Annotated in this window: 19 protein-coding genes; 12 read left to right on the top strand and 7 right to left on the bottom strand. The window is 63.5% G+C overall.

The window, feature by feature from the left end:
• Nucleotides 1-123 precede the first annotated feature (123 nt).
• The 4 genes from AC1DVW_RS12700 to AC1DVW_RS12685 all read left to right on the top strand — a co-directional run bounded on the left by AC1DVW_RS12700 (nt 124) and on the right by AC1DVW_RS12685 (nt 6,025).
• The gene (locus AC1DVW_RS12700) at nt 124-993 is read left to right on the top strand and encodes an outer membrane protein assembly factor BamD (RefSeq protein ID WP_477244636.1); all 870 of its coding nucleotides are present in this window, start codon (nt 124-126) and stop codon (nt 991-993) included.
• A gap of 178 nt (nt 994-1,171) precedes the next feature.
• Nucleotides 1,172-2,845 (top strand): DNA repair protein RecN, encoded by a 1,674-nt coding sequence (recN, locus tag AC1DVW_RS12695; protein WP_477323483.1) that lies wholly within the window; start codon nt 1,172-1,174, stop codon nt 2,843-2,845.
• Nucleotides 2,846-3,128: 283 nt separating this feature from the next.
• The gene (gene ligA, locus AC1DVW_RS12690) at nt 3,129-5,333 is read left to right on the top strand and encodes an NAD-dependent DNA ligase LigA (RefSeq protein ID WP_477323481.1); all 2,205 of its coding nucleotides are present in this window, start codon (nt 3,129-3,131) and stop codon (nt 5,331-5,333) included.
• Nucleotides 5,333-6,025, top strand: a complete 693-nt coding sequence (locus AC1DVW_RS12685) for a DUF2461 domain-containing protein (protein ID WP_477323480.1) — start codon at nt 5,333-5,335, stop codon at nt 6,023-6,025. Before ligA ends, AC1DVW_RS12685 begins: the two co-directional genes overlap by 1 nt.
• A 30-nt stretch (nt 6,026-6,055) precedes the next feature.
• Here AC1DVW_RS12685 and AC1DVW_RS12680 read toward each other — a convergent pair whose 3' ends face one another.
• Nucleotides 6,056-6,814, bottom strand: coding sequence for an SDR family NAD(P)-dependent oxidoreductase (locus AC1DVW_RS12680; protein ID WP_477323478.1), 759 nt, complete (start codon nt 6,812-6,814; stop codon nt 6,056-6,058).
• A 123-nt stretch (nt 6,815-6,937) separates the two neighbouring features.
• Between AC1DVW_RS12680 and AC1DVW_RS12675 the strand changes: the two genes are divergently transcribed.
• Complete coding sequence (locus AC1DVW_RS12675) at nt 6,938-7,666, top strand: AzlC family ABC transporter permease (protein ID WP_477323477.1); 729 nt, start codon at nt 6,938-6,940, stop codon at nt 7,664-7,666.
• Entirely contained in the window at nt 7,663-7,959 is a 297-nt protein-coding gene (locus AC1DVW_RS12670) for an AzlD family protein (RefSeq protein WP_477277246.1), read from the top strand. Before AC1DVW_RS12675 ends, AC1DVW_RS12670 begins: the two co-directional genes overlap by 4 nt.
• Nucleotides 7,960-7,962: 3 nt before the next feature.
• Here the strand turns inward: AC1DVW_RS12670 and AC1DVW_RS12665 are convergent, their stop codons facing one another.
• The 3 genes from AC1DVW_RS12665 to AC1DVW_RS12655 all read right to left on the bottom strand — a co-directional run bounded on the left by AC1DVW_RS12665 (nt 7,963) and on the right by AC1DVW_RS12655 (nt 11,377).
• Nucleotides 7,963-9,807 (bottom strand): aminopeptidase P family protein, encoded by a 1,845-nt coding sequence (locus AC1DVW_RS12665; protein WP_477323475.1) that lies wholly within the window; start codon nt 9,805-9,807, stop codon nt 7,963-7,965.
• 108 nt (nt 9,808-9,915) lie between these two features.
• The gene (locus tag AC1DVW_RS12660; RefSeq protein WP_477323473.1) at nt 9,916-10,788 is read right to left on the bottom strand and encodes a 50S ribosomal protein L11 methyltransferase; all 873 of its coding nucleotides are present in this window, start codon (nt 10,786-10,788) and stop codon (nt 9,916-9,918) included.
• A 10-nt stretch (nt 10,789-10,798) separates the two neighbouring features.
• Nucleotides 10,799-11,377 carry an SCO family protein gene (locus AC1DVW_RS12655; protein WP_477323471.1) on the bottom strand — a complete coding sequence of 193 codons (579 nt, stop codon included), beginning with the start codon at nt 11,375-11,377 and terminating at the stop codon, nt 10,799-10,801.
• Between the two features lie 198 nt (nt 11,378-11,575).
• On the opposite strand from AC1DVW_RS12655, the gene AC1DVW_RS12650 reads away from it, so the two are divergent.
• The 4 genes from AC1DVW_RS12650 to AC1DVW_RS12635 all read left to right on the top strand — a co-directional run bounded on the left by AC1DVW_RS12650 (nt 11,576) and on the right by AC1DVW_RS12635 (nt 13,909).
• Nucleotides 11,576-12,082, top strand: coding sequence for a cytochrome b (locus tag AC1DVW_RS12650; RefSeq protein ID WP_477323469.1), 507 nt, complete (start codon nt 11,576-11,578; stop codon nt 12,080-12,082).
• A gap of 62 nt (nt 12,083-12,144) precedes the next feature.
• Nucleotides 12,145-12,633 carry a CreA family protein gene (locus tag AC1DVW_RS12645; RefSeq protein ID WP_477277242.1) on the top strand — a complete coding sequence of 163 codons (489 nt, stop codon included), beginning with the start codon at nt 12,145-12,147 and terminating at the stop codon, nt 12,631-12,633.
• 69 nt (nt 12,634-12,702) lie between these two features.
• Nucleotides 12,703-13,344 (top strand): DapH/DapD/GlmU-related protein, encoded by a 642-nt coding sequence (locus tag AC1DVW_RS12640; protein ID WP_477323468.1) that lies wholly within the window; start codon nt 12,703-12,705, stop codon nt 13,342-13,344.
• Nucleotides 13,345-13,480: 136 nt separating this feature from the next.
• Nucleotides 13,481-13,909 (top strand): low affinity iron permease family protein, encoded by a 429-nt coding sequence (locus AC1DVW_RS12635; RefSeq protein ID WP_477244662.1) that lies wholly within the window; start codon nt 13,481-13,483, stop codon nt 13,907-13,909.
• Between the two features lie 3 nt (nt 13,910-13,912).
• Here the strand turns inward: AC1DVW_RS12635 and AC1DVW_RS12630 are convergent, their stop codons facing one another.
• Nucleotides 13,913-14,779, bottom strand: a complete 867-nt coding sequence (locus AC1DVW_RS12630; RefSeq protein WP_477277238.1) for an SDR family NAD(P)-dependent oxidoreductase — start codon at nt 14,777-14,779, stop codon at nt 13,913-13,915.
• Between the two features lie 130 nt (nt 14,780-14,909).
• Here AC1DVW_RS12630 and AC1DVW_RS12625 point away from each other — a divergent pair, with 130 nt between their 5' ends.
• A complete protein-coding gene (locus AC1DVW_RS12625; protein ID WP_477244666.1) occupies nt 14,910-15,191 on the top strand; it encodes a hypothetical protein in 282 nt (93 codons plus the stop codon).
• A gap of 12 nt (nt 15,192-15,203) precedes the next feature.
• Here the strand turns inward: AC1DVW_RS12625 and AC1DVW_RS12620 are convergent, their stop codons facing one another.
• A complete protein-coding gene (locus AC1DVW_RS12620; RefSeq protein ID WP_477323466.1) occupies nt 15,204-15,779 on the bottom strand; it encodes a TMEM175 family protein in 576 nt (191 codons plus the stop codon).
• 93 nt (nt 15,780-15,872) lie between these two features.
• The gene (locus tag AC1DVW_RS12615) at nt 15,873-17,345 is read right to left on the bottom strand and encodes an MATE family efflux transporter (RefSeq protein WP_477323464.1); all 1,473 of its coding nucleotides are present in this window, start codon (nt 17,343-17,345) and stop codon (nt 15,873-15,875) included.
• A gap of 162 nt (nt 17,346-17,507) precedes the next feature.
• Between AC1DVW_RS12615 and AC1DVW_RS12610 the strand changes: the two genes are divergently transcribed.
• Nucleotides 17,508-18,302 (top strand): L,D-transpeptidase, encoded by a 795-nt coding sequence (locus tag AC1DVW_RS12610; RefSeq protein ID WP_477244672.1) that lies wholly within the window; start codon nt 17,508-17,510, stop codon nt 18,300-18,302.
• Nucleotides 18,303-18,376 lie beyond the last annotated feature (74 nt).

Here is an 18,376-nt window from a genome sequence, read left to right as displayed (position 1 = left end):
GGTAACGTCAAACCGCCACAAAAATGTGCGATTGGCCGGAGATAGCGTTGCCGGGCAAGGCGATTATGGTTTATGGCTGCTGCCGTCGACTGAAAAATGACGCCGAAAGGGCGGAATCCAATCATGTTCTTCAAGCGAGTTGGTCAATTGAAAGCGCCGCATCGGGCTGTTTTCCTGGCGCTTTCGGTGGTTGTTCCATCGCTCTTCCTGTCGGCCTGCATGTCGTCCGAGAAAGATGTCGATCTGTCGACCTATGTCGACCAGACGGAGCCGGCCGACGTTCTCTACAACCAGGGTCTCGCCAATCTGAACGCCGGGCGTCTGCAAGAGGCGAGCCGCAAGTTCGATGCGGTCGACCGCCAGCATCCCTATTCGGAATTCGCCCGCAAATCGATGGTGATGGGCGCCTTTGCCGACTATCGGCAGGGCAGCTATGACGAGGCGATCAGCGCGGCCAAGCGTTATCTGACGCTTTATCCGTCGACCGATGATGCGGCTTACGCCCAGTACATTATCGGGTTGAGCTACTACCGGCAGATCAAGGACGTTACCCAGGACCAGAAGGAAGCGCGCCAGACCGTGCAGACAATGCAGGATCTGGTGACACGCTGGCCGACGTCGGAATATGTCGACGACGCCAAGGAGAAGATCCGTTTTGCCACCGACCAGCTGGCCGGCAAGGAGATGCAGATCGGTCGCTATTATCTCGAACGCCGCGAGTACATCGCCGCCGTCAAGCGGTTCCGTAATGTGGTGGAAAACTATTCCAACACGCGCCATGTCGAGGAGGCGCTCGCGCGTCTTACCGAAAGCTATTATGCGATGGGCCTGACCTCTGAAGCCCAGACGGCCGCCGCAGTGCTTGGCACCAACTATCCCGACAGCCCATGGTACAAGGATTCCTACAAGCTCCTGCAGAGCAATGGGCTTGCGCCGCGCGAGAATGCCGGATCGTGGATATCCAAGGCTGGGAAGCTGATCACCGGCGCTTGACCGGAGACGATTGGTCCGAAGCGTGTTCAGCGCTTTTTCGGATTGATCCGATGCTAAAACAAAAAGATAGTGCGGCGCTGCGATTCCAACGGATCGCGCGCCGCGTTTTGTTTTTGTGCATGTCGTTGTCCCAACTCCGGGTCCGCTTTTGGGCGACAGGCAATAGGTCCGGGTTCTGATGCTTTCCAGACTGTCGATCCGCGATATCGTCCTGATCGAGAAGCTGGATATCGACTTCCAGCCCGGCCTTTCGGTGCTGACCGGCGAAACCGGCGCCGGCAAATCCATCCTGCTTGATGCCTTGTCGTTGGCGCTTGGCGCGCGTGGCGACGCCTCGCTGGTGCGCCATGGCGCGGCGCAGGGCCAGGTTATCGCCGTCTTCGACGTGCCGCGCAACCATCCCGCCCGCATGCTGCTGGTCGACAACGCCATAGAGGACGATGGCGACATCATTTTGCGCCGCGTGCAGACGGCGGACGGCCGCACGCGCGTCTTCGTCAACGACCAGCCGTCCAGCGTTACGCTGATGCGCGACGTCGGCCGTGCGCTGGTCGAGATCCACGGCCAGCATGACGAGCGCGCGCTGGTCGATCCAGGCGCGCATCGCGAACTTTTGGACAGTTTTGGCGGTCATCTCGGCGCCGTGCGCGCGACCGGCGAAGCGTGGCGCTACTGGCGCGGCTGCGAGCAGGAATTTACGCGTCACCGGGCAAAGGTCGAGGCGGCAGCGCGCGAGGCGGACTATCTGCGCGCCGCGGTCGCCGAATTGACCAAACTCGATCCGCAGCCCGGCGAAGAGAGCGACCTTGCCGAACTGCGCGCCTCGATGATGCGGGTGGAAAAGGTCGCCTCGGAAATCCACGATGCGCAGGATGTGCTCTCGGGGCCGTCCTCGCCTTTGCCGCAACTGGCCAGCCTATTGAGAAGGCTGCAGCGCAAGGTGACCGAGGCGCCCGGCTTGCTCGAGGACGTCGTCAAATCGCTCGACGAGGCGATGCTGTCGCTCGATGGGGCGCAGTCGGGCGTTGAAGCAGCCCTTCGCGCCACCGAATATGATCCGCAACGGCTGGAGAAGGCCGAAGAGCGGCTGTTTTCGTTGCGCGCCGCCTCGCGCAAACACGCAGTGGCGGTCGACGATCTGGCGCAACTGCGCGACACGATGGTCGCCGACCTTGCCGATCTCGACGCCGGCGAGGAGCGCCTGCACGCGCTGGAAAAGCAGGCCGCTGCAGCGCGCGAGGCCTACGATATTTCCGCCGCACAATTGTCGTCGCTTCGCCATGCGTCGGCGGTCGGACTGACCAAGGCGGTGATGGCCGAACTGCCGGCGTTGAAGCTCGAACGGGCCGAATTCATTGTCGAGATGACGAGCGACGTCGACAACCGCATGGAAGAGGGCATCGACCAGGTCGAGTTCTGGGTGCGCACCAATCCCGGCACACGGCCCGGGCCGATGATGAAGGTGGCGTCCGGCGGCGAGCTTTCGCGCTTCCTTCTGGCGCTGAAGGTGGCGCTTGCCGACCGCGGCTCGGCACCAACCCTGGTCTTCGACGAAATCGACACCGGGGTGGGCGGCGCCGTTGCCGACGCGATCGGCCAGCGGCTGGCGCGGCTGTCGAAGCGCGTGCAGGTGCTTTCGGTCACACATGCACCACAAGTCGCAGCGCGCGCGGCAACGCATTTCCTGATCTCCAAATCCGGCGGCAGCGACCGGGTCGCCACCGGCATTGCCGAGATGGACCGCGCGGCGCGGCAGGAAGAGATCGCCCGCATGCTGGCCGGAGCCACCATCACCGACGAGGCCCGTGCGGCAGCCGAGCGGCTGTTGCGCGAGAACATTGCGGCAGCCTAGGCTGTGCCGATATTCAGGTGAGGCCGGTCTGCGAAGGGCGGCTTCCTGCGCTTCCGGTGCTCACGTACTTCAAGTACGCTCCGCTCCGGTTCTCGGAAGCCGCCATTCTCGACTCAGCCTGACCTGAATCTCGACACATCCTGGGTGCTGGATTCTCCATGCGTGGAATCTGAGTCAGCAGATGGCTGCATCCTGCTGTTCAGGAATGATTTTTCCACAGGCTATCTCCCTCGCGGCAAAACCTGATTTATAGTGGCTCGCTAGAATTCGAGGATCGCAGCGCATGTCTGAAAAACCAGTCGAATCGTTGAGCGAAAGCGAAGCCGCGGATGAGCTCCAGCGGCTGGCCGAGGAAATCGCCGGCCATGATCGCCGCTATCATGCCGAGGATGCGCCGACGATCACCGACGCCGAATACGACGCGCTGCGGCGGCGCAACCTTGCCATCGAAGAGCGCTTCCCCGATCTGGTGCGCGAGGACTCGCCGTCGCGCCGCGTTGGTGCTGCGCCGGCGGAAGGCTTTGCCAAGGTGCGCCATGCGGTGCCGATGCTCAGCCTCGCCAAGGCCTATACCGACGAGGACGTCACCGATTTCCTCGAGCGCGGCCGGCGGTTTTTCGACCGCGACAAGGATCTCGACATCGCCTTCACGGCTGAGCCGAAGATCGACGGGCTGTCGGCGTCGCTGCGCTATGAACGCGGCGTGTTCGTGCAGGGCGCAACCCGCGGCGACGGCGCTGTCGGTGAAGACATCACCGCCAACCTCAAGACGATCGCCGACATCCCGGCGAAGCTGAAAGGCTCGGGCTGGCCCGAGACGATCGAGATACGCGGCGAGGTCTACATGACCTATGCGGAGTTCGAGGCGCTGAAGGCGCGCTCGGCGGCGGTTGGCGGCCAGGACTATGTCAATCCGCGCAACACGGCTGCCGGCTCGCTGCGCCAGAAGGATGCCTCGGTCACCGCCAGCCGCAATCTCAGGTTCTTCGCCTATGCCTGGGGCTACACGACAGAAGATCCGGCGCCGACCCAGTACGAATCCGTGCAGAAATTCAGGGATTGGGGATTCCAGATCAGCCCGCTGATGGTGCGGGCGAGGTCGGTCGAGGATTTGGTCGCGCAGTACCGCCTCATCGAGGCTCAGCGCTCATCGCTTGGCTATGACATCGACGGCGTCGTCTACAAGGTCGACCAGCTGGAATTGCAGCGCAGATGGGGTTTCGTCACCGGCGAACCGCGCTGGGCCATCGCCCACAAATTTCCGGCCGAACAGGCGTCGACGACCGTGCAGAAGATCGACATCCAGGTCGGCCGCACCGGCACGCTGGCGCCGGTTGCACGGCTGGCGCCAGTCACGGTTGGCGGCGTCGTGGTTGAAAACGTGACGCTGCACAATGAGGACTACATCAAGGGCCTCGACAGCACCGGCCAACCGATCCGAGACGGCATCGACGTGCGCATCGGCGACACGGTGGTGATCCAGCGGGCAGGCGACGTCATTCCGCAGATCGTCAGCGTCGTCATCGACAAGCGTCCGGCCGATGCCGTGCCGTACGAATTCCCGCACATTTGTCCGGTCTGCGGCTCGCCGGCGACGCGTGAGATCAACGAGAAGACCGGTAAGGAAGATTCGCGTCGACGCTGCACCGGCGAACTGATCTGCGCCGCGCAGGCCGTGGAAAAATTGCGCCACTTCGTGTCACGCGGCGCCATGGATATCGAGGGCCTGGGCGCCGAGAACATCGATACGTTCTTCAACGCCGGATTGATCAAGACGGCCGCCGATATCTTCACGCTCAGGGACCGCCGTCCGGCCGTCACCAAGGCGCTGGCCGAGCGGCGCGAGGAGCAGGCCAGGCAGCGCGAGGCCGCATCGGGCAAGACGCGCAAGAATGTGCGCAGTGTCGAGGACCGCAACTACGAAGGCCTCGACAAGCTCTTCGCTGCGATCGATTCGCGCCGTGAGCCGGAACTCGACCGCTTCATCTTCGCGCTAGGCATTCGTCACATCGGCGAAACGACTGCCGCCGTGCTTGCCCGGACGTTCTCGACAATCGAGGAGTTGATCCGCGTCGGCAAGGAGACGGCGGCGGCCGCCGATCCACACAGCGTCTTCCCATCGGTCAACGGCATTGGCGACACGGTCATCGATGCGTTGCGCGATTTCTTCGGCAATGAACGCAATGACGACGTGCTTGACGCGCTGCTCGCGCAGGTCAAGCCGAAGCCGTATATCGTCACCGTCTCAGTCGACAGTGAGGTTGCCGGCAAGACGATCGTCTTCACCGGTTCCTTGGAAAAGATGACACGTTCCGAAGCCAAGGCGATGGCCGAACGGCTCGGCGCCAAGGTGGCGGGTTCGGTTTCCGCGAAGACCGATCTGTTGGTGGCCGGGCCTGGTGCAGGCTCCAAACTGAAACTTGCCAGTGAACTCGGCGTCGAAGTCATCGACGAGGACACTTGGTTGCAACGGGTCGGCAAGGCGTGATGGCTGGCACGTTCAACGGCTTCGGTCCAAAAGCCATCCCTTTTCTGAAGGCGCTGGATTTTCATCAAAGCCGGGAGTGGTTTCTGGAGAACCGCGACCTCTTCGAACGCGAATTGCGCGACCCCTTCGGCGATCTGGTCGAGACGCTGACGGAGCGCTTCGCAGCGGCAGGGCTCGGCCTGCGCGGCGATCGCAAGAAGTCGCTGTTCCGCATCAACCGCGATGTGCGTTTCGCCAAGGACAAGCGGCCTTACAACCGGCATCTGTCGGCGATCTTGTCGCCTGACGGCACCAAGATGGAGCAGGGCGTGTTCTTCGTGCATATCGGGCTTGAGCGCTGCTTTGCCGGCATTGCCTGGTGGCAACCAAGCCCGGAGCTGCTGCTGGCGATGCGCAAGGCCATCGCGACCCGGCCCGCCGAATTCCGCGCCCTGCTTGCGGCACTGAAGAAAAACGGCCTCGAACTCGACACCGAAGACCGCATGAAGCGCACGCCACGCGGTTTCGAGCATGTCACCGAGGCCGACCTTGTGGCTGCCATCCGCAACCGCCATTTCGCCGTCCGCCACGCGATCGATCCGGCGGGAATCCATGGACCGGCACTGGTCGACGAACTCGTCGATTTCACCCTGCGCGCCAAGCCGTTGCTCGACTGGGGCAGGGCGATCCAGGGCAAGGTGTCGGGCCGTTAGTTTCCGCGCGTCAGGAAGCCGATATTCCGGCTACATCCGCATCAAAAGCCCACCGTCGACGGCGAGCTCAATTCCGGTGATGTAGTTTGCTGCATCCGAGAGCAGGAAAAGTGCTGCATTGGCCATATCCTGTGGTGTGCCGATCCGGCCGAGCGGTGTGTAATCAGCGACGGCGGCACGCTTCTCCTCGGTATCCCAGCGCGCCTGCAAGGGGGTGAGCGCCATACCCGGGCAGATCGCGTTCGAACGGATGCCGTCGCCGGCAAGTTGCATGGCCAGCGACTTCGAAAGCGCGCAGACGCCGGCCTTCGATGCCTGGTAGGCGTCCTGCGGTTTCGGATCGCCGCGATACCACTGGATGGTCGAGAAATGGACCATGGCGCCGCCGCGCCCGCCCGCGCGCATGACGGGAACGACGGAGCGCGCTGTGTGCACGAAGGATTTCAGGTTGATGGCGAAAACCTGGTCCCAGATATCGAGATCCATCTCCAGTGCAGATCTGTCGCGGCCGAACCAGAGCACGCCGGCGACATTGGCGAGATAGTCGATGCCGCCGCGCTCACGCCCCGCCGTGCTCACGACCTGTTCGACAAAAGCAGCGTCGGTGAGGTCGCCCTGGGCAAAGGTCAGTCTGTCGCCGTGGGAGGACAGGGAGGCCGGACAGGCCTTGAGGTCGATGGCGGTGACCGATGCGCCGGCTTCGAGCAGCGCAAGCGCAATCGCCTCGCCCATGCCGCCGCCGGCCCCGGTGACGACCGCATGCCTGCCGGTGAAATCATAAACGATCATCTCGCAATCCCTCAGTGCTTTGGCGACTCGTGACATCAGTTTCGCTGATCTGTTGGCTCAAACGAATTCGTCTGACTTTTCAGCCGCCCGAACCTACATATCAGCGCGACTCAGGAATGTGACATGTCGGCAGAGACCTTAACCGAAAATTCCGCAGCCAGCGATTTCTGGAACGGTGTGCGGCTCTCGATGCCGGTCGTCGTCGCGTCGGCGCCGTTTGCGCTGCTGTTCGGGGCGGTTGCCGTCGACAACGGATTTTCCGTGCTCGAGGCTTTTCTGATGAGCGCCCTGATCTTCGGCGGCGCCAGCCAGATGGTTGGCATTGAGCTGTTCGGCCAACACGTCGCGCCATGGCTGATCGTGCTGTCGATCTTCGCCGTCAATTTCCGCCACGTGCTCTATTCCGCCGGCATCGGCCGGCGCATCGCGCATTGGCCTGTCATCCAGCAGGCCATGGGTTTTTTCGTGCTCACCGATCCGCAATTCGCGGTGGCCGAGGCCAAGGCGCAATCCGGCGAGACGGTCGGCTTCGCCTGGTATATGGGGCTCGGCTTGCCGGTCTATGTGTTCTGGGTGATCGAAAGCGCGCTCGGCGCGGTGTTCGGCAAGCTTATCCCAGACACCCATGCGCTGGGCATCGATTTCCTGCTGCCGATCTATTTCCTCGGCCTGGTCATGGGCTTTCGCAAGCGGCCGCTGTGGCTGCCGGTGGTCATCGCCAGTGCCGTCGCCTCGATCATCGCCTACAAGACGGTGGGGTCGCCATGGCACGTTTCCATCGGTGCGATTGCCGGCGTGCTGCTAGCCGTCATCCTGCCGCCGCACCATAGTGGCGTGGAGGCGCGGCCATGAGCGCGACCTTCTGGATCATCATCGCCGGCGCGGTCGCCACCTATCTCACCCGCATCGGCGGCCACTTGGTCATCTCGCGCTTCGACAACATCCACCCACGCGTCGAGGCCGGGCTGAACGCCGTGCCGGCGGCGGTGCTGACCACACTGGTGGCGCCAGCCGCGCTTGGCGCCGGGCCGGCCGAATGGGCGGCGCTCATCGTTGCCGGCCTAGTCTCGCTGCGCGGCGGCCTGATGGTGATGTTTTTGGCTGGCGCGGCGGTGTTGATCCTGGCGCGGCAGTTCGTCGGATAGACTTCAGATCTTGGCGTCGTGCGGCAGCGGCGCGGTTGCTTTTTCCAGCCAGGCGAGCGTCTCGCCGTCGAGCATCGGTCCGATCTCGGCCAGCACGCGCGCATGGTATTGGTCGAGCCAATGCAATTCGTCGCGCGTCAACAGGTCGGTGCGGATCAACCTGACGTCGATCGGCGCCAGCGTCAGCGTCTCGAAGCCGTGCATGGCGATGTCGCCGCCTTCGACCGCCTCAGTCGGCGTCACCAGGACGAGATTCTCGATGCGGATGCCGTAGGAGCCTTCCTTGTAGTAGCCAGGCTCGTTGGAGAGCATCATGCCGGCGAGCAGCTTTTCGGTGCCGGTGCGGGCAATGCGCTGCGGCCCTTCATGCACGGCGAGATAGGAGCCGACGCCATGGCCGGTGCCATGCGCGAAGTCGCAGCCATGCTTCCACAGCGCCATCCGCGCCACAGCGTCGATTTCGGAGCCACGCGTGCCCGGGGGAAAGCGCAGCATGGAAATGCCGATCATGCCTTTCAGCACCAGAGTGAAGCGCTCGCGCATCTCTTCGGTCGGCTTGCCGATCGGTACGGTGCGGGTGATGTCGGTGGTGCCGTCCTGGTATTGCCCACCGGAATCGAGCAGGAACAGTTCGCCATTCGCCAGTTTGCGGCTGGTGGCGCGCGACACGCGGTAGTGCATGATGGCGCCGTTGGGGCCGGCGCCGGAAATGGTATCGAAGGAGATGTCGCGCAGCGGCATCTGCGTTTCCTCGCCGGTGGTACGGCGGGTTTCCTCCAGCCTGGTGACGACTGATATCTCGTCGAGCTTGCCGGGCTTTTGGCGCTCCAGCCAGCAGAGCAGCTTTGCGACGGCCGCGCCATCGCGGCGGTGGGCGGCGCGGCTGCCGGCGATTTCGGCAGGGTTTTTGGTGGCGCGCGGGACGCGGGCGGGGTCGGCCGCTGATATGACGGTGCCGCCATTGTCCTCGACGAGCATTCTCAGCTTTTCTGCCGCCAGCACCGGGTCGAGCGCGATTTTTGCGCCGCTCTTGGCAAGGGCAACGATCGCCGCTTCGAATTCGCCGGGCTCATGCAGATCGGCGAGCTGGGTGAGATAGGCGGCGACGGTGCGCGAAAACTTGCGCTGGTCCATGAAAATCTGGTGCTTGCCGTCGGCGGCGAGCACGGCGAAGCCAAGCGCCAGCGGTGTGTGCGGCACGTCACCGCCGCGGATGTTGAACGCCCAAGCGATGGAAGAGGGGTCGGTCAGCACGGCGTGGGTGGCGCCATCCTTGGCGATCGCCGCTGCCAGCCGCGTCAGCTTGTCCTTAGCCAGCTCGCCGGCAAAGCCGATCGGGTGAATCTCGACCGGCGCCAGCGGCGGTCCGGGCTGATCCTTCCAGATGATGTCGATCGGGTTCCTGTCGAGCGGCACCAGGGTTGCGCCCGATTGTTCGGCCGCAGCTTTCAGCGCCTTGACCTCGCCCAGCGTGTGCAGCCACGGATCGAAACCCAGCCGCGCGCCCTTGCCGAGATTATCCTTGATCCAGCTGGCCGGCGGATTGTCGACGAGGCTTTCGATCGAAAAGATGTCGAGGTCGACCTCGTGGCGCACCTGCAGCGTGTAGCGGCCATCGACAAACATGAAGGCGCGGTCGGCAAGCACGATGGCGACGCCGGCCGAACCGCTGAAGCCGGTCAGCCATTTCAGCCGCGCCGAGCGGTCGGCGACGTATTCGCCCTGGTGCTCGTCGGCGCGCGGCACGATGAACCCGTCCAGCCCGTTGGCCGCCAGCCATTGCCGCAGCAGCGCCACATGCGGCTTGCCCACTGCGGGGTCGCCGGCGGAATCGAAGGTCTGGAACATGGTGGCCTCCTCGGGTGCTTGGGGCCAAGCGTAGCGCATGAGCCCGTAAACCGGAATCGATTTCCGGACGTTCCAGACCGGCAATCCATAGGTCTGATTTGGTCCAGGTCAGTGCTTGAGGTGGATCGTCACCCAGCCCTCGCGGTGCGTGGTCCTGACATGGCGAAACTGCTGGCCGACATAGGCCGAGACAACGGCGTCACGCTGGCGGTCGAGGATGCCCGACAGCACGATCGAGCCGCCGAGCGAAATATGCCTGGCCATCTCAGGCGCCAGCCGCATCAGCGGTCGCGCCAGTATGTTGGCGACGATGAGGTCGAATGGCGCGCGCGCAGCAAAGATCGGGTGATGGAAGCCCGGCGCCGTCACCGTTTCAACCAGCGCCTTGACGTGGTTGAGCCGCGCGTTGGCGGCGGCGACCTTGACGGCGATCGGATCGATGTCGGTTGCCAGCACCGGAATATGCGCCAGCTTGGCAACGGCGATCGCCAGCACCGCGCTGCCGGTGCCAAGGTCGAGCGCGTTGCGCGGGTGCTCGCGCCGCACGACTTGCTCCAGCATTTCAAGGCAGCCGGCGGTGGTGCCGTGGTGGCCGGTGCCGAAGGCAAGCCCCGCCTCGATCTCGATGGCGAGTTCGCCGCTGTGGCGCTTCCTGCGGTCATGCCCGCCATGGACGAAGAAGCGGCCGGCGCGCACCGGCTTCAACCCCTCCAGCGAGTGCGCCACCCAGTCGATGTCGGGCAAGGATTCGCGCTCGACCGGCTTCGACAAAGCGAGGCCGGCGAGAATGTCGTTGACGCGCGCCTCGACGGCATCGACATCATCGTCGGCGTAGAGCGAGACTTCGTGGATGTCGCGGTCTTCGTCGACCTCGAGCACGGCGATCGGCAGGCCGTCATCCTCGAAGGCCGTCTCAAGGGCGGCAAAGATGCGGTCAGCGTCGATCTTGCCGGCGGTGAAGTGGAGACGTGTCTGGGTCATTGACTGTGTGTCAGCCTTCCGCCGCCAGCCGCTTCAGCTTGGCGATGGCGGCGTCCGGGCTTTCGCCATAGGCGATGGTGCCGGAGAACTCACCCTTGCCGTTGAGCAGCAACACCGAGGCCGTATGGTCCATCGTATAATCGCCGTCGCTCGTCTCGACCTTTTTCCAATAGATGCCGAAAGACTTGGCCATGGCGTGGACCTTGTCCGGATCGCCGCTGATGCCGACAATGCGGTCGGAGAAATTGCTGACATAGGTGTTCATGAGTTCGGGCGTGTCGCGCTCCGGATCGACCGAAACGAAATAGGCATGCAGGGTCTTGCCGTCGTCGCCCATCGTCTTCAGCCAGCCGGCGAGTTCGAACAGCGTGGTCGGGCAGACTTCCGGGCAATGGGTGAAGCCGAAGAAGACGACGCTGGGATGGCCTCGGAAGGCGGCTTCGGTGATCGGCGCGCCCTTCTGGTCGACCAGCGTGAAGGCGCTGCCGTATGGCTCGCCGCCATAGTGTCCGCGGTACCAGTCGAAGGTGAGCCAGCCAATGCCCGCCGCCATCAGGACGAGAATGCCGACCAGAATTGAACGCATCATCAGTAAATGTCCGTCGTGATTTTCACTGGGTGCTGGATCAGCACCATTCGGCGAACACTCTTAGCGGGTTGGCCGCGCGCACGCAAAGATGTCGCGTTGCCGCAACCGGTCTTCGATACCGCCTTACCAAATCGTAATTTGAACGGTTCGGACCCCCGCCTATTTTGATAGTCTGCGCTTTTGCAGTGGAACCAGCCAATGCCGGATACGCCTGTTGCCTCCTATTCTAAGACCCAGATCTGGCTGCACTGGAGCATTGCCGCGCTGATCCTGGTGCAATTCCTCGCCCATGACGGCATGGAGCATGTCTGGCGTGCCTTGCGCCGGGGCCAGGAGGCGTCGCCCGGTGACCTGCCGCTGGCCTATTTGCATGTCGTGATCGGCCTCGCTGTGCTGGTTCTGGCCAGCTGGCGGCTCTGGCTCAGGGCCACGCGCGGCGTTCCGGCGGTTTCGGGGATGGAACACAAGGCGCTGCGGCTGCTGGCCAAGGCCACGCATTTTGTCATCTATGGGCTTATCTTCATCGTGCCGCTGTCGGGCGCCGCCGCCTGGTTCCTGGGCGTGCCCGGGGCAGGGCTGGTGCATGTGCTGGGCAAGAACATCCTGCTCTATGTCGTGCTGTTGCACACTGCCGGCGCGCTGGTTCAGCATTTTGTCCTTAGGAGCGACGTGCTGCGGCGGATGCTCGCGTTCGGCCAGGCCTAGCTTGTAAACGGGGCGAGCTTATCCCACCTGATGTCGGCAACTCGAACCCGCAGGAGGCTCCCTTGCAGAAACTGATCGGCGGCGCTTTGGCCGCATGCCTTGTCGTAGGCTCTGGTGCAGCGGTCGCCGAGGAAGTCGGCAAGGTCGGCGTCGACTGGCTCGGCAACGACATCATCGTCGAGGCGATCAAGGATCCCAAGGTCGAGGGCGTCACCTGCCACGTCTCCTATTTCGATCGCGGCGTCATCGACCGCCTGCAGAAAGGCAACTGGTTCGAAGACCCTTCCGATTCCTCGATCTCCTGCCGCCAGACCGGGCCGATCACCATCGGTGATATCGACATGAGCGAGGCCGGTGAGGAGGTGTTCAAGCAAGGCATCAGCCTGATCTGGAAGAAGCAGGTGGTGAACCGCATCTACGACAAGACCAACGAGACGCTGATCTACCTGTCGCATTCACGCCAGGTGCAGGATGGCTCGGCCAAAATGTCGGTCACCACCGTTCCGCTCTACGGCCAGAACGTGGTGTGGACCAGCGGCAAGCCGAAATAAAGGTTGGCAACAGCTGACGGACGATTGGTCCCGCTTGCGGGACCAATCGCTCGGGCGTAAATCGCCCGCATGGACCGTCCGGAAAATCTTGTCCTGAAAGACCCCGAACCGCGCATTCATCCGACCGCGGAGCTGAAGGCGTGCAAGCTTGGGCGCTACGCCTCTATCGGCGAGCGCGTCGTGCTGCGCGAAGTGACGGTCGGCGATTTCTCCTATTTCGAGCGCCATTCGGAAGCGATCTACACGACGATCGGCAAATTCTGCTCGATCGCCGCCAACAGCCGCATCAATGCGCTGGAGCATCCGATCGAACGGGTGACCCAGCACAAGGTCAGCTACCGGCCGAACGAATATTTCCGCTGGCTGGGTGTCGACACCGCGTTCAAGGCGCGGCGGCAGGCCAAGGCGGTCACCATCGGCCACGATGTCTGGATCGGTCATGGCGCGGTGATCATGCCGGGCGTCAGCATCGGCAATGGCGCGATCGTCGGCGCCAATGCGGTGGTGACGCGCGATGTGCCAGCTTATGCGATTGTCGCCGGCGTGCCCGCCAAGCCGCTCCGGCCGCGTTTCACCAGCGGGATTGTGGCGCGGATCGAAAGCCTCGCCTGGTGGGACTGGACGCCGGAAAAACTGGCCAAAGCCGTCCCCGATATGCAGGCGATGCCGATCGAGGCTTTCCTCGACCGCTGGGAAAACGACGCTTCCTGAGCTCGTCAGACGTGCATGCGATTGTTCACGAAATCCTTTTCGGCAGGGAACCCGGAGCGGCCGCCGGTTGTTTCTCCCCGGCGCGAGATGATCTCGTCCGGGGTCATCTCGTCGCCGCCATTTTGGGATTTTTCAGATGTTCGAGAAACTTTTTACGAAGGTCGCCAACGAGGTCGCGCACCTTGCCGGCCTGCCGCTGACTTTTGCCGCCTGTTGCCTGATCATCGTGGTCTGGGCGGGAAGCGGGCCGCTCTTCGGCTTTTCCGATACCTGGCAGCTGGTCATCAACACCGGCACGACGATCATCACCTTCCTGATGGTGTTTCTGATCCAGAACACGCAGAACCGCGATGGTGCGGCGATCCAGGCCAAGCTCGACGAGCTGATCCGGGTCAGCAAAGGCCACAATCATTTCATCGGCATCGAGCACCTGACCGAATCCGAAGTCGAGGAAATCCGCGACCGCTGCGAACGCGCGGCCAAGCGGCATGACCGGGAGATCGCCGATATGGCCGCCAAGAAGGCCGTGGCGCAGAAGCGCGGCGCGAAGAAGCAGGCGGCTTGAGCGTCAGCCTTTCATGAAAGCTGCGAAAGCATCCTTGTGGTCGGGGTGCCAGCGCGACAGAGCAGGGCGGTTTTCGATGATGTCGCCGATCGCCCAGGCCATGCGCTTTTCGTCCATCGGCCGCGCTGCCTCGTTGTCGGGGCACAGAATATAGAAATCGCCACGCAGCAGCGACGCCAGCATGAAGTCGATGACCTGCTCGCCGGTCCAGGCGCCGGCCGGCTTTTCAGTCGCCCCCTCGGTCAGGCCGGTAAAGGTGAAGCCCGGGATCAGCAGATGTGCGCTGATCCTGGCGCCCGGCTCGTTGCGCAATGCATGCGCCAGGCCCTCGGTGAACGTTTTGACGCCTGATTTGGAGACGTTGTAGGCGAGGTTGCCGGGTGGCGTGGTGATGCCTTGCTTGGAGCCGGTGTTGACGATCAGGCCAGCTTTTCCCGATGCCAGCATGCGCGGGGCAAAGGCCTCGACACCGTGGACGACGCCCCAGAAATTGATGTCCAGCAGCCGCTTCCAGGCGTCGCGGTTCTCCCAGGGCTTTCCCGGATTGTTGCCGACGCCGGCATTGTTCATCAGCAGCGACACGTCGCCGAAGGCGGCGAACGTCTTTTCGGCCAGCCGGTCGAGGTCGTCGGCCTTCGCAACGTCGGTGGCGATGGCGAGAACCCCATCGTTGCCGGCAATCGCGGCAACAGTGCGGGTGGCTTCGTCGAGGCGCGCACCAGCGATGTCGGCGAGCACGATCTTCATGCCCATCGCCGCCAGCCGCTTGGCAGCGGCAAGACCGATGCCGCTGGCGCCGCCGGTGATGACGGCGACGTTGCCTGGGCTAAGGGCGGGCAGAGCGGTCTGGATCTCGGCATCGGTGGTCATGATTTCTTCCTTGTCTTGGGTTGCGCCGAACTTAGCGCGGGATGCGCTTCGTGCAAGGCCGTCCAGCGTGTTCGGGTTGACCGCGTCCGCGACGGCTGCGCATGTTGCGGCTGAACAGGGAGACTGCGGATTGGCCGACTGGATCGAGATCCTTAGAGAACAGACCGCCACAGGCGACCAGATGGGTCGCGAGGTGCCGCAAATGCTGGCCAATCCTGATATCAGCGAGGCGCAGGTGAAGACGCTGTTTTCGGCGCTCGAAAAGCAGGCCGAGTTCGTCGAGAAACTGCGCATGGCGCTGGAGAAATTCGGCCATGATTTTTCAATCATCAAGGCGGCCGAGCGGCTGGAGGAGCGCTATGCCGATCTCGCCGCTTCGGTCGCCGAAAAGCTGAAGGCGATGCGCAAGTAGGAGCGGCAGGCGCTACTTTTCGAGCACCCGGGAAAAACGCCGATCCGGCACGAACCAGATCGCGGCCACCAGCACGAAGATCGCAACGCCGATCCATTGGTTGACGAAGGCAAGCGGGACGGCGCAGATGTAGAGGGCCACCGAGATCTTGCCCTTGCGGTCACTGCCCAGCGCCTTGGCGAAGGCAGTCTCGTGGCCGTGCAAATGGTGCAGCTTGGTGACGAGAATGGTGTAGGCGATAGCGCACAGCACCAGGTCCACGCCATAGACCGCTACGGGGACCGGCGCGAAATGGTTCTCGCCCATGAAGGCCGTCGTCGCCGGAATCAAGGACAGCCAGAACAATAGGTTGAGGTTTGCCCACAGCACGCCGCCATCGACGCGCTGCACGGTGTGAAACATGTTGTGCAGATTGTTCCAGTAGATGCCGACATTGATGAAGGACAGGACATAGCAGAGGAAGATCGGCCACAGCGGTTCCAGGGCTGAAAGATCCTCGCCATGCGGCACTTTCAGCTCCAGCACCATGATGGTGATGATGATGGCGACGACGCCATCGGTGAATGCCTCGACCCGGCCTTTGCCCATGATTCCCCCTCTCTATAGGGTGAAATCTACGCGATGGCGGAACGTGCGGCTACCGGCCAAATGGCTGGGGGAACCGGCTGGGGCGCCAACCATTCACCCGTTCGGTGTCTCGGGCATCATGTTGGCGCGCTGGCGCGGCACGCCGAGGCCGGTGTCCGGCGGCTCACCGGCGGCAGGCCTGTCCTCGATCATGTGCATGGTGCGCCAGCGGCCGAAGCGGTAGTAGGCGGCGGCGAGCAGCAGCGAGGTGATCGATCCCGCGGGAAAGCTCCACCACAGCGCTTCCTCGCCGATCACGCTACGCATGAAGTAGGCAAAGCCGGTGCGCACGATCAGTACCGAGATCACCAGGATGATCAGCGGCGGCATCACCGCACCGGTGGCGCGCACGGTGGCGAACAGCACGATGGTGATGCCGAACAGGATGAACGACCAGGAGGCGACCTTGTTGATGTGGGCGGCGATGTCGATCGCGGTGCTGTCGCTGGAGAGGAACAGGCTGAGCACCGAACGGTCGAAGACGAACAGCACGGCGACCAGGGCGCCGGTCAAAACCAGATTGAAGCCGACGCCGGACGCGGCGATGCGGCCGATCCGGTCCCAGCGGCCGGCGCCGACATTTTGCGCCGCCATCGAGGACACCGCCGCGCCGATGGCCAGCGCCGGCATCTGGATATAGGTCCACAGCTGCGCGGCGATGCCGTAGGCGGCGGCGACCTGCGAGCCATAGGAGTTGACCATGCCCATCACGGTCAGCGCTGCCGCCGAGATGACGATCATCTGCAGGCCCATCGGCACGCCCTTGAAGACGACGATGCGCAGCAGCGCCGGGTCCGGCCGCAGCAAGGCCAGGTTGGCGCCGGCGAGCCTGAGCGGGTGCTTGCGCGCATAGAGCACGACGAGGATGGCAATCACGCTCACCGTCTGGCCGATCAGTGTCGAGGTGGCCGAGCCGGCAATGCCGAGCTCGGGGAAGGGGCCGATGCCGCGGATGAGCAGCGGGTTCAAGACGATGTCGAGCACGACCGCGAGCGCCATGAAGAAAAACGGCGTGCGCGAATCGCCGGCGCCGCGCAGCACCGTCATGACGAAGGACAACAGGTTCATCATCGGCACGGCAACGAAGATGATGCGCAGATAGGAGCGGGCCAACGGCAGCGCGTCGGCCGGCGTGCCCAGCGTGTTGAGGATGGCATCAACCCAGATCCAGCCGCAGACCGCGAACACCACCGAGACGATGAAGAAAAAAGTGGCGCTGGTGCCGACGATGCGCCGCGCCTCCGGCAGATCACGCGCGCCGACCGATTGCGCCACCAGGATGGTCGCCGCCATGCCGATGCCGAACACCGTGCCGAGGATCAGGAACAGCACCAGATTGGCATTGGACGTCGCGGTCAGCGCCGATTCGCCGAGGAAGCGGCCGACCCAGACGGCGTTGATCGAGCCGTTAAGCGACTGCAGCACGTTGGAGCCGAGCACCGGCAGCGCGAACAGCAGCAGCGTGCGCGGGATCGGGCCGCTGGTCAGGTCGCCGGTGCGCCGGCGCGCGAGTATCTTTTCGTCCATGGTGGGCTGCTCGGCGCTGTCTCAGTCCGGTCGCAATGATCGCCGATTTAACGGACAAGGTCGATGCGGCATCGGAACATTCCGCTTTGCGCGCCTGCGCCAATCAGGTTCTCAAAGCATTCGGAATGGGATATGGATCGTCGCCGCGTGGGGCGCAATATCATGTCCGACAATCCGCTTTTTTCTGAGCGCCTGAACCGGCGCGCGTTTCTGGGGGCATCCGCCTTGGGTGCTGCATCCGTGGCGCTTTCGGCCTGCACAACGACGGACGTGGCGCCGCCGCCGGTGGTAGCGCCGCCGCCGCCAAGCGATTCGGCTTTCGGCGCTGCCGAAAGCATGTACGCGGCACGTGTCGACGAGGGCTACCAACTGCCGGCGATCCCGATATCCAAGCTCGATCCGAAGTTCGTGCGCCAGATCGTGGACGATCCGACCGGAGAAAAGCCCGGCACCATCGTCGTCGATACGTCGGAGCACTTCCTCTATCTGGTGCGCGACGGCGGCAAGGCCATCCGCTACGGCGTCAGCCTCGGCAAGGCCGGTTTCGGCTGGACCGGCACCGCTGTCGTTCAGGCGCGCAAGAAGTGGCCGGTGTGGACGCCACCGCCAGAAATGATCCAGCGCCGGCCGGAACTGGCGAAATACAAGGACGGCATGCCGCCGGGACCGCAGAGCCCGCTCGGCGCCCGTGCGCTCTATCTGTTCCGTGACGGCAAGGACACGATGTACCGGCTGCACGGCACTCCAGAGTGGGATTCCATTGGCAAGAACGCATCGTCGGGCTGCGTGCGCTTCATGAACCAGGACATCATCGACCTGTACAGCCGGGTCAACGGCGTAACCCAGGTCCATGTGCGCGAGACCTTCTCGGTCGCCGGGGAGAACTCCGCCGTGTCGAACAGGACCGCCGAGCCGATCGATGCCGGCGTGCCAAGGGACGCGGAGATTCTGAAGTAAGTTTCTCAGCGGTATCGCTGATCGCCGATAAAAAAGCGGACTCGCCCGGCGCGTCCGCTTTTTTCCATTGTATC

Source organism: Mesorhizobium sp. P3_B5, assembly GCF_056402815.1.
This window is presented reverse-complemented; position numbering and strand designations above follow the sequence as displayed.

Bases quoted from the DNA above. Each gene is read 5' to 3' on its own strand.
- AC1DVW_RS12700 (WP_477244636.1), top strand. From the start codon at position 124: ATGTTCTTCAAGCGAGTTGGTCAATTGAAAGCGCCGCATCGGGCTGTT.
- ligA (WP_477323481.1), top strand. From the start codon at position 3,129: ATGTCTGAAAAACCAGTCGAATCGTTGAGCGAAAGCGAAGCCGCGGAT.
- AC1DVW_RS12675 (WP_477323477.1), top strand. From the start codon at position 6,938: ATGTCGGCAGAGACCTTAACCGAAAATTCCGCAGCCAGCGATTTCTGG.
- AC1DVW_RS12610 (WP_477244672.1), top strand. From the start codon at position 17,508: ATGTCCGACAATCCGCTTTTTTCTGAGCGCCTGAACCGGCGCGCGTTT.
- AC1DVW_RS12615 (WP_477323464.1), bottom strand. From the start codon at position 17,345: ATGGACGAAAAGATACTCGCGCGCCGGCGCACCGGCGACCTGACCAGC.
- recN (WP_477323483.1), top strand. From the start codon at position 1,172: ATGCTTTCCAGACTGTCGATCCGCGATATCGTCCTGATCGAGAAGCTG.
- AC1DVW_RS12620 (WP_477323466.1), bottom strand. From the start codon at position 15,779: ATGGGCAAAGGCCGGGTCGAGGCATTCACCGATGGCGTCGTCGCCATC.
- AC1DVW_RS12665 (WP_477323475.1), bottom strand. From the start codon at position 9,807: ATGTTCCAGACCTTCGATTCCGCCGGCGACCCCGCAGTGGGCAAGCCG.
- AC1DVW_RS12680 (WP_477323478.1), bottom strand. From the start codon at position 6,814: ATGATCGTTTATGATTTCACCGGCAGGCATGCGGTCGTCACCGGGGCC.
- AC1DVW_RS12685 (WP_477323480.1), top strand. From the start codon at position 5,333: ATGGCTGGCACGTTCAACGGCTTCGGTCCAAAAGCCATCCCTTTTCTG.
- AC1DVW_RS12635 (WP_477244662.1), top strand. From the start codon at position 13,481: ATGTTCGAGAAACTTTTTACGAAGGTCGCCAACGAGGTCGCGCACCTT.
- AC1DVW_RS12670 (WP_477277246.1), top strand. From the start codon at position 7,663: ATGAGCGCGACCTTCTGGATCATCATCGCCGGCGCGGTCGCCACCTAT.
- AC1DVW_RS12650 (WP_477323469.1), top strand. From the start codon at position 11,576: ATGCCGGATACGCCTGTTGCCTCCTATTCTAAGACCCAGATCTGGCTG.
- AC1DVW_RS12655 (WP_477323471.1), bottom strand. From the start codon at position 11,377: ATGATGCGTTCAATTCTGGTCGGCATTCTCGTCCTGATGGCGGCGGGC.
- AC1DVW_RS12630 (WP_477277238.1), bottom strand. From the start codon at position 14,779: ATGACCACCGATGCCGAGATCCAGACCGCTCTGCCCGCCCTTAGCCCA.
- AC1DVW_RS12640 (WP_477323468.1), top strand. From the start codon at position 12,703: ATGGACCGTCCGGAAAATCTTGTCCTGAAAGACCCCGAACCGCGCATT.
- AC1DVW_RS12660 (WP_477323473.1), bottom strand. From the start codon at position 10,788: ATGACCCAGACACGTCTCCACTTCACCGCCGGCAAGATCGACGCTGAC.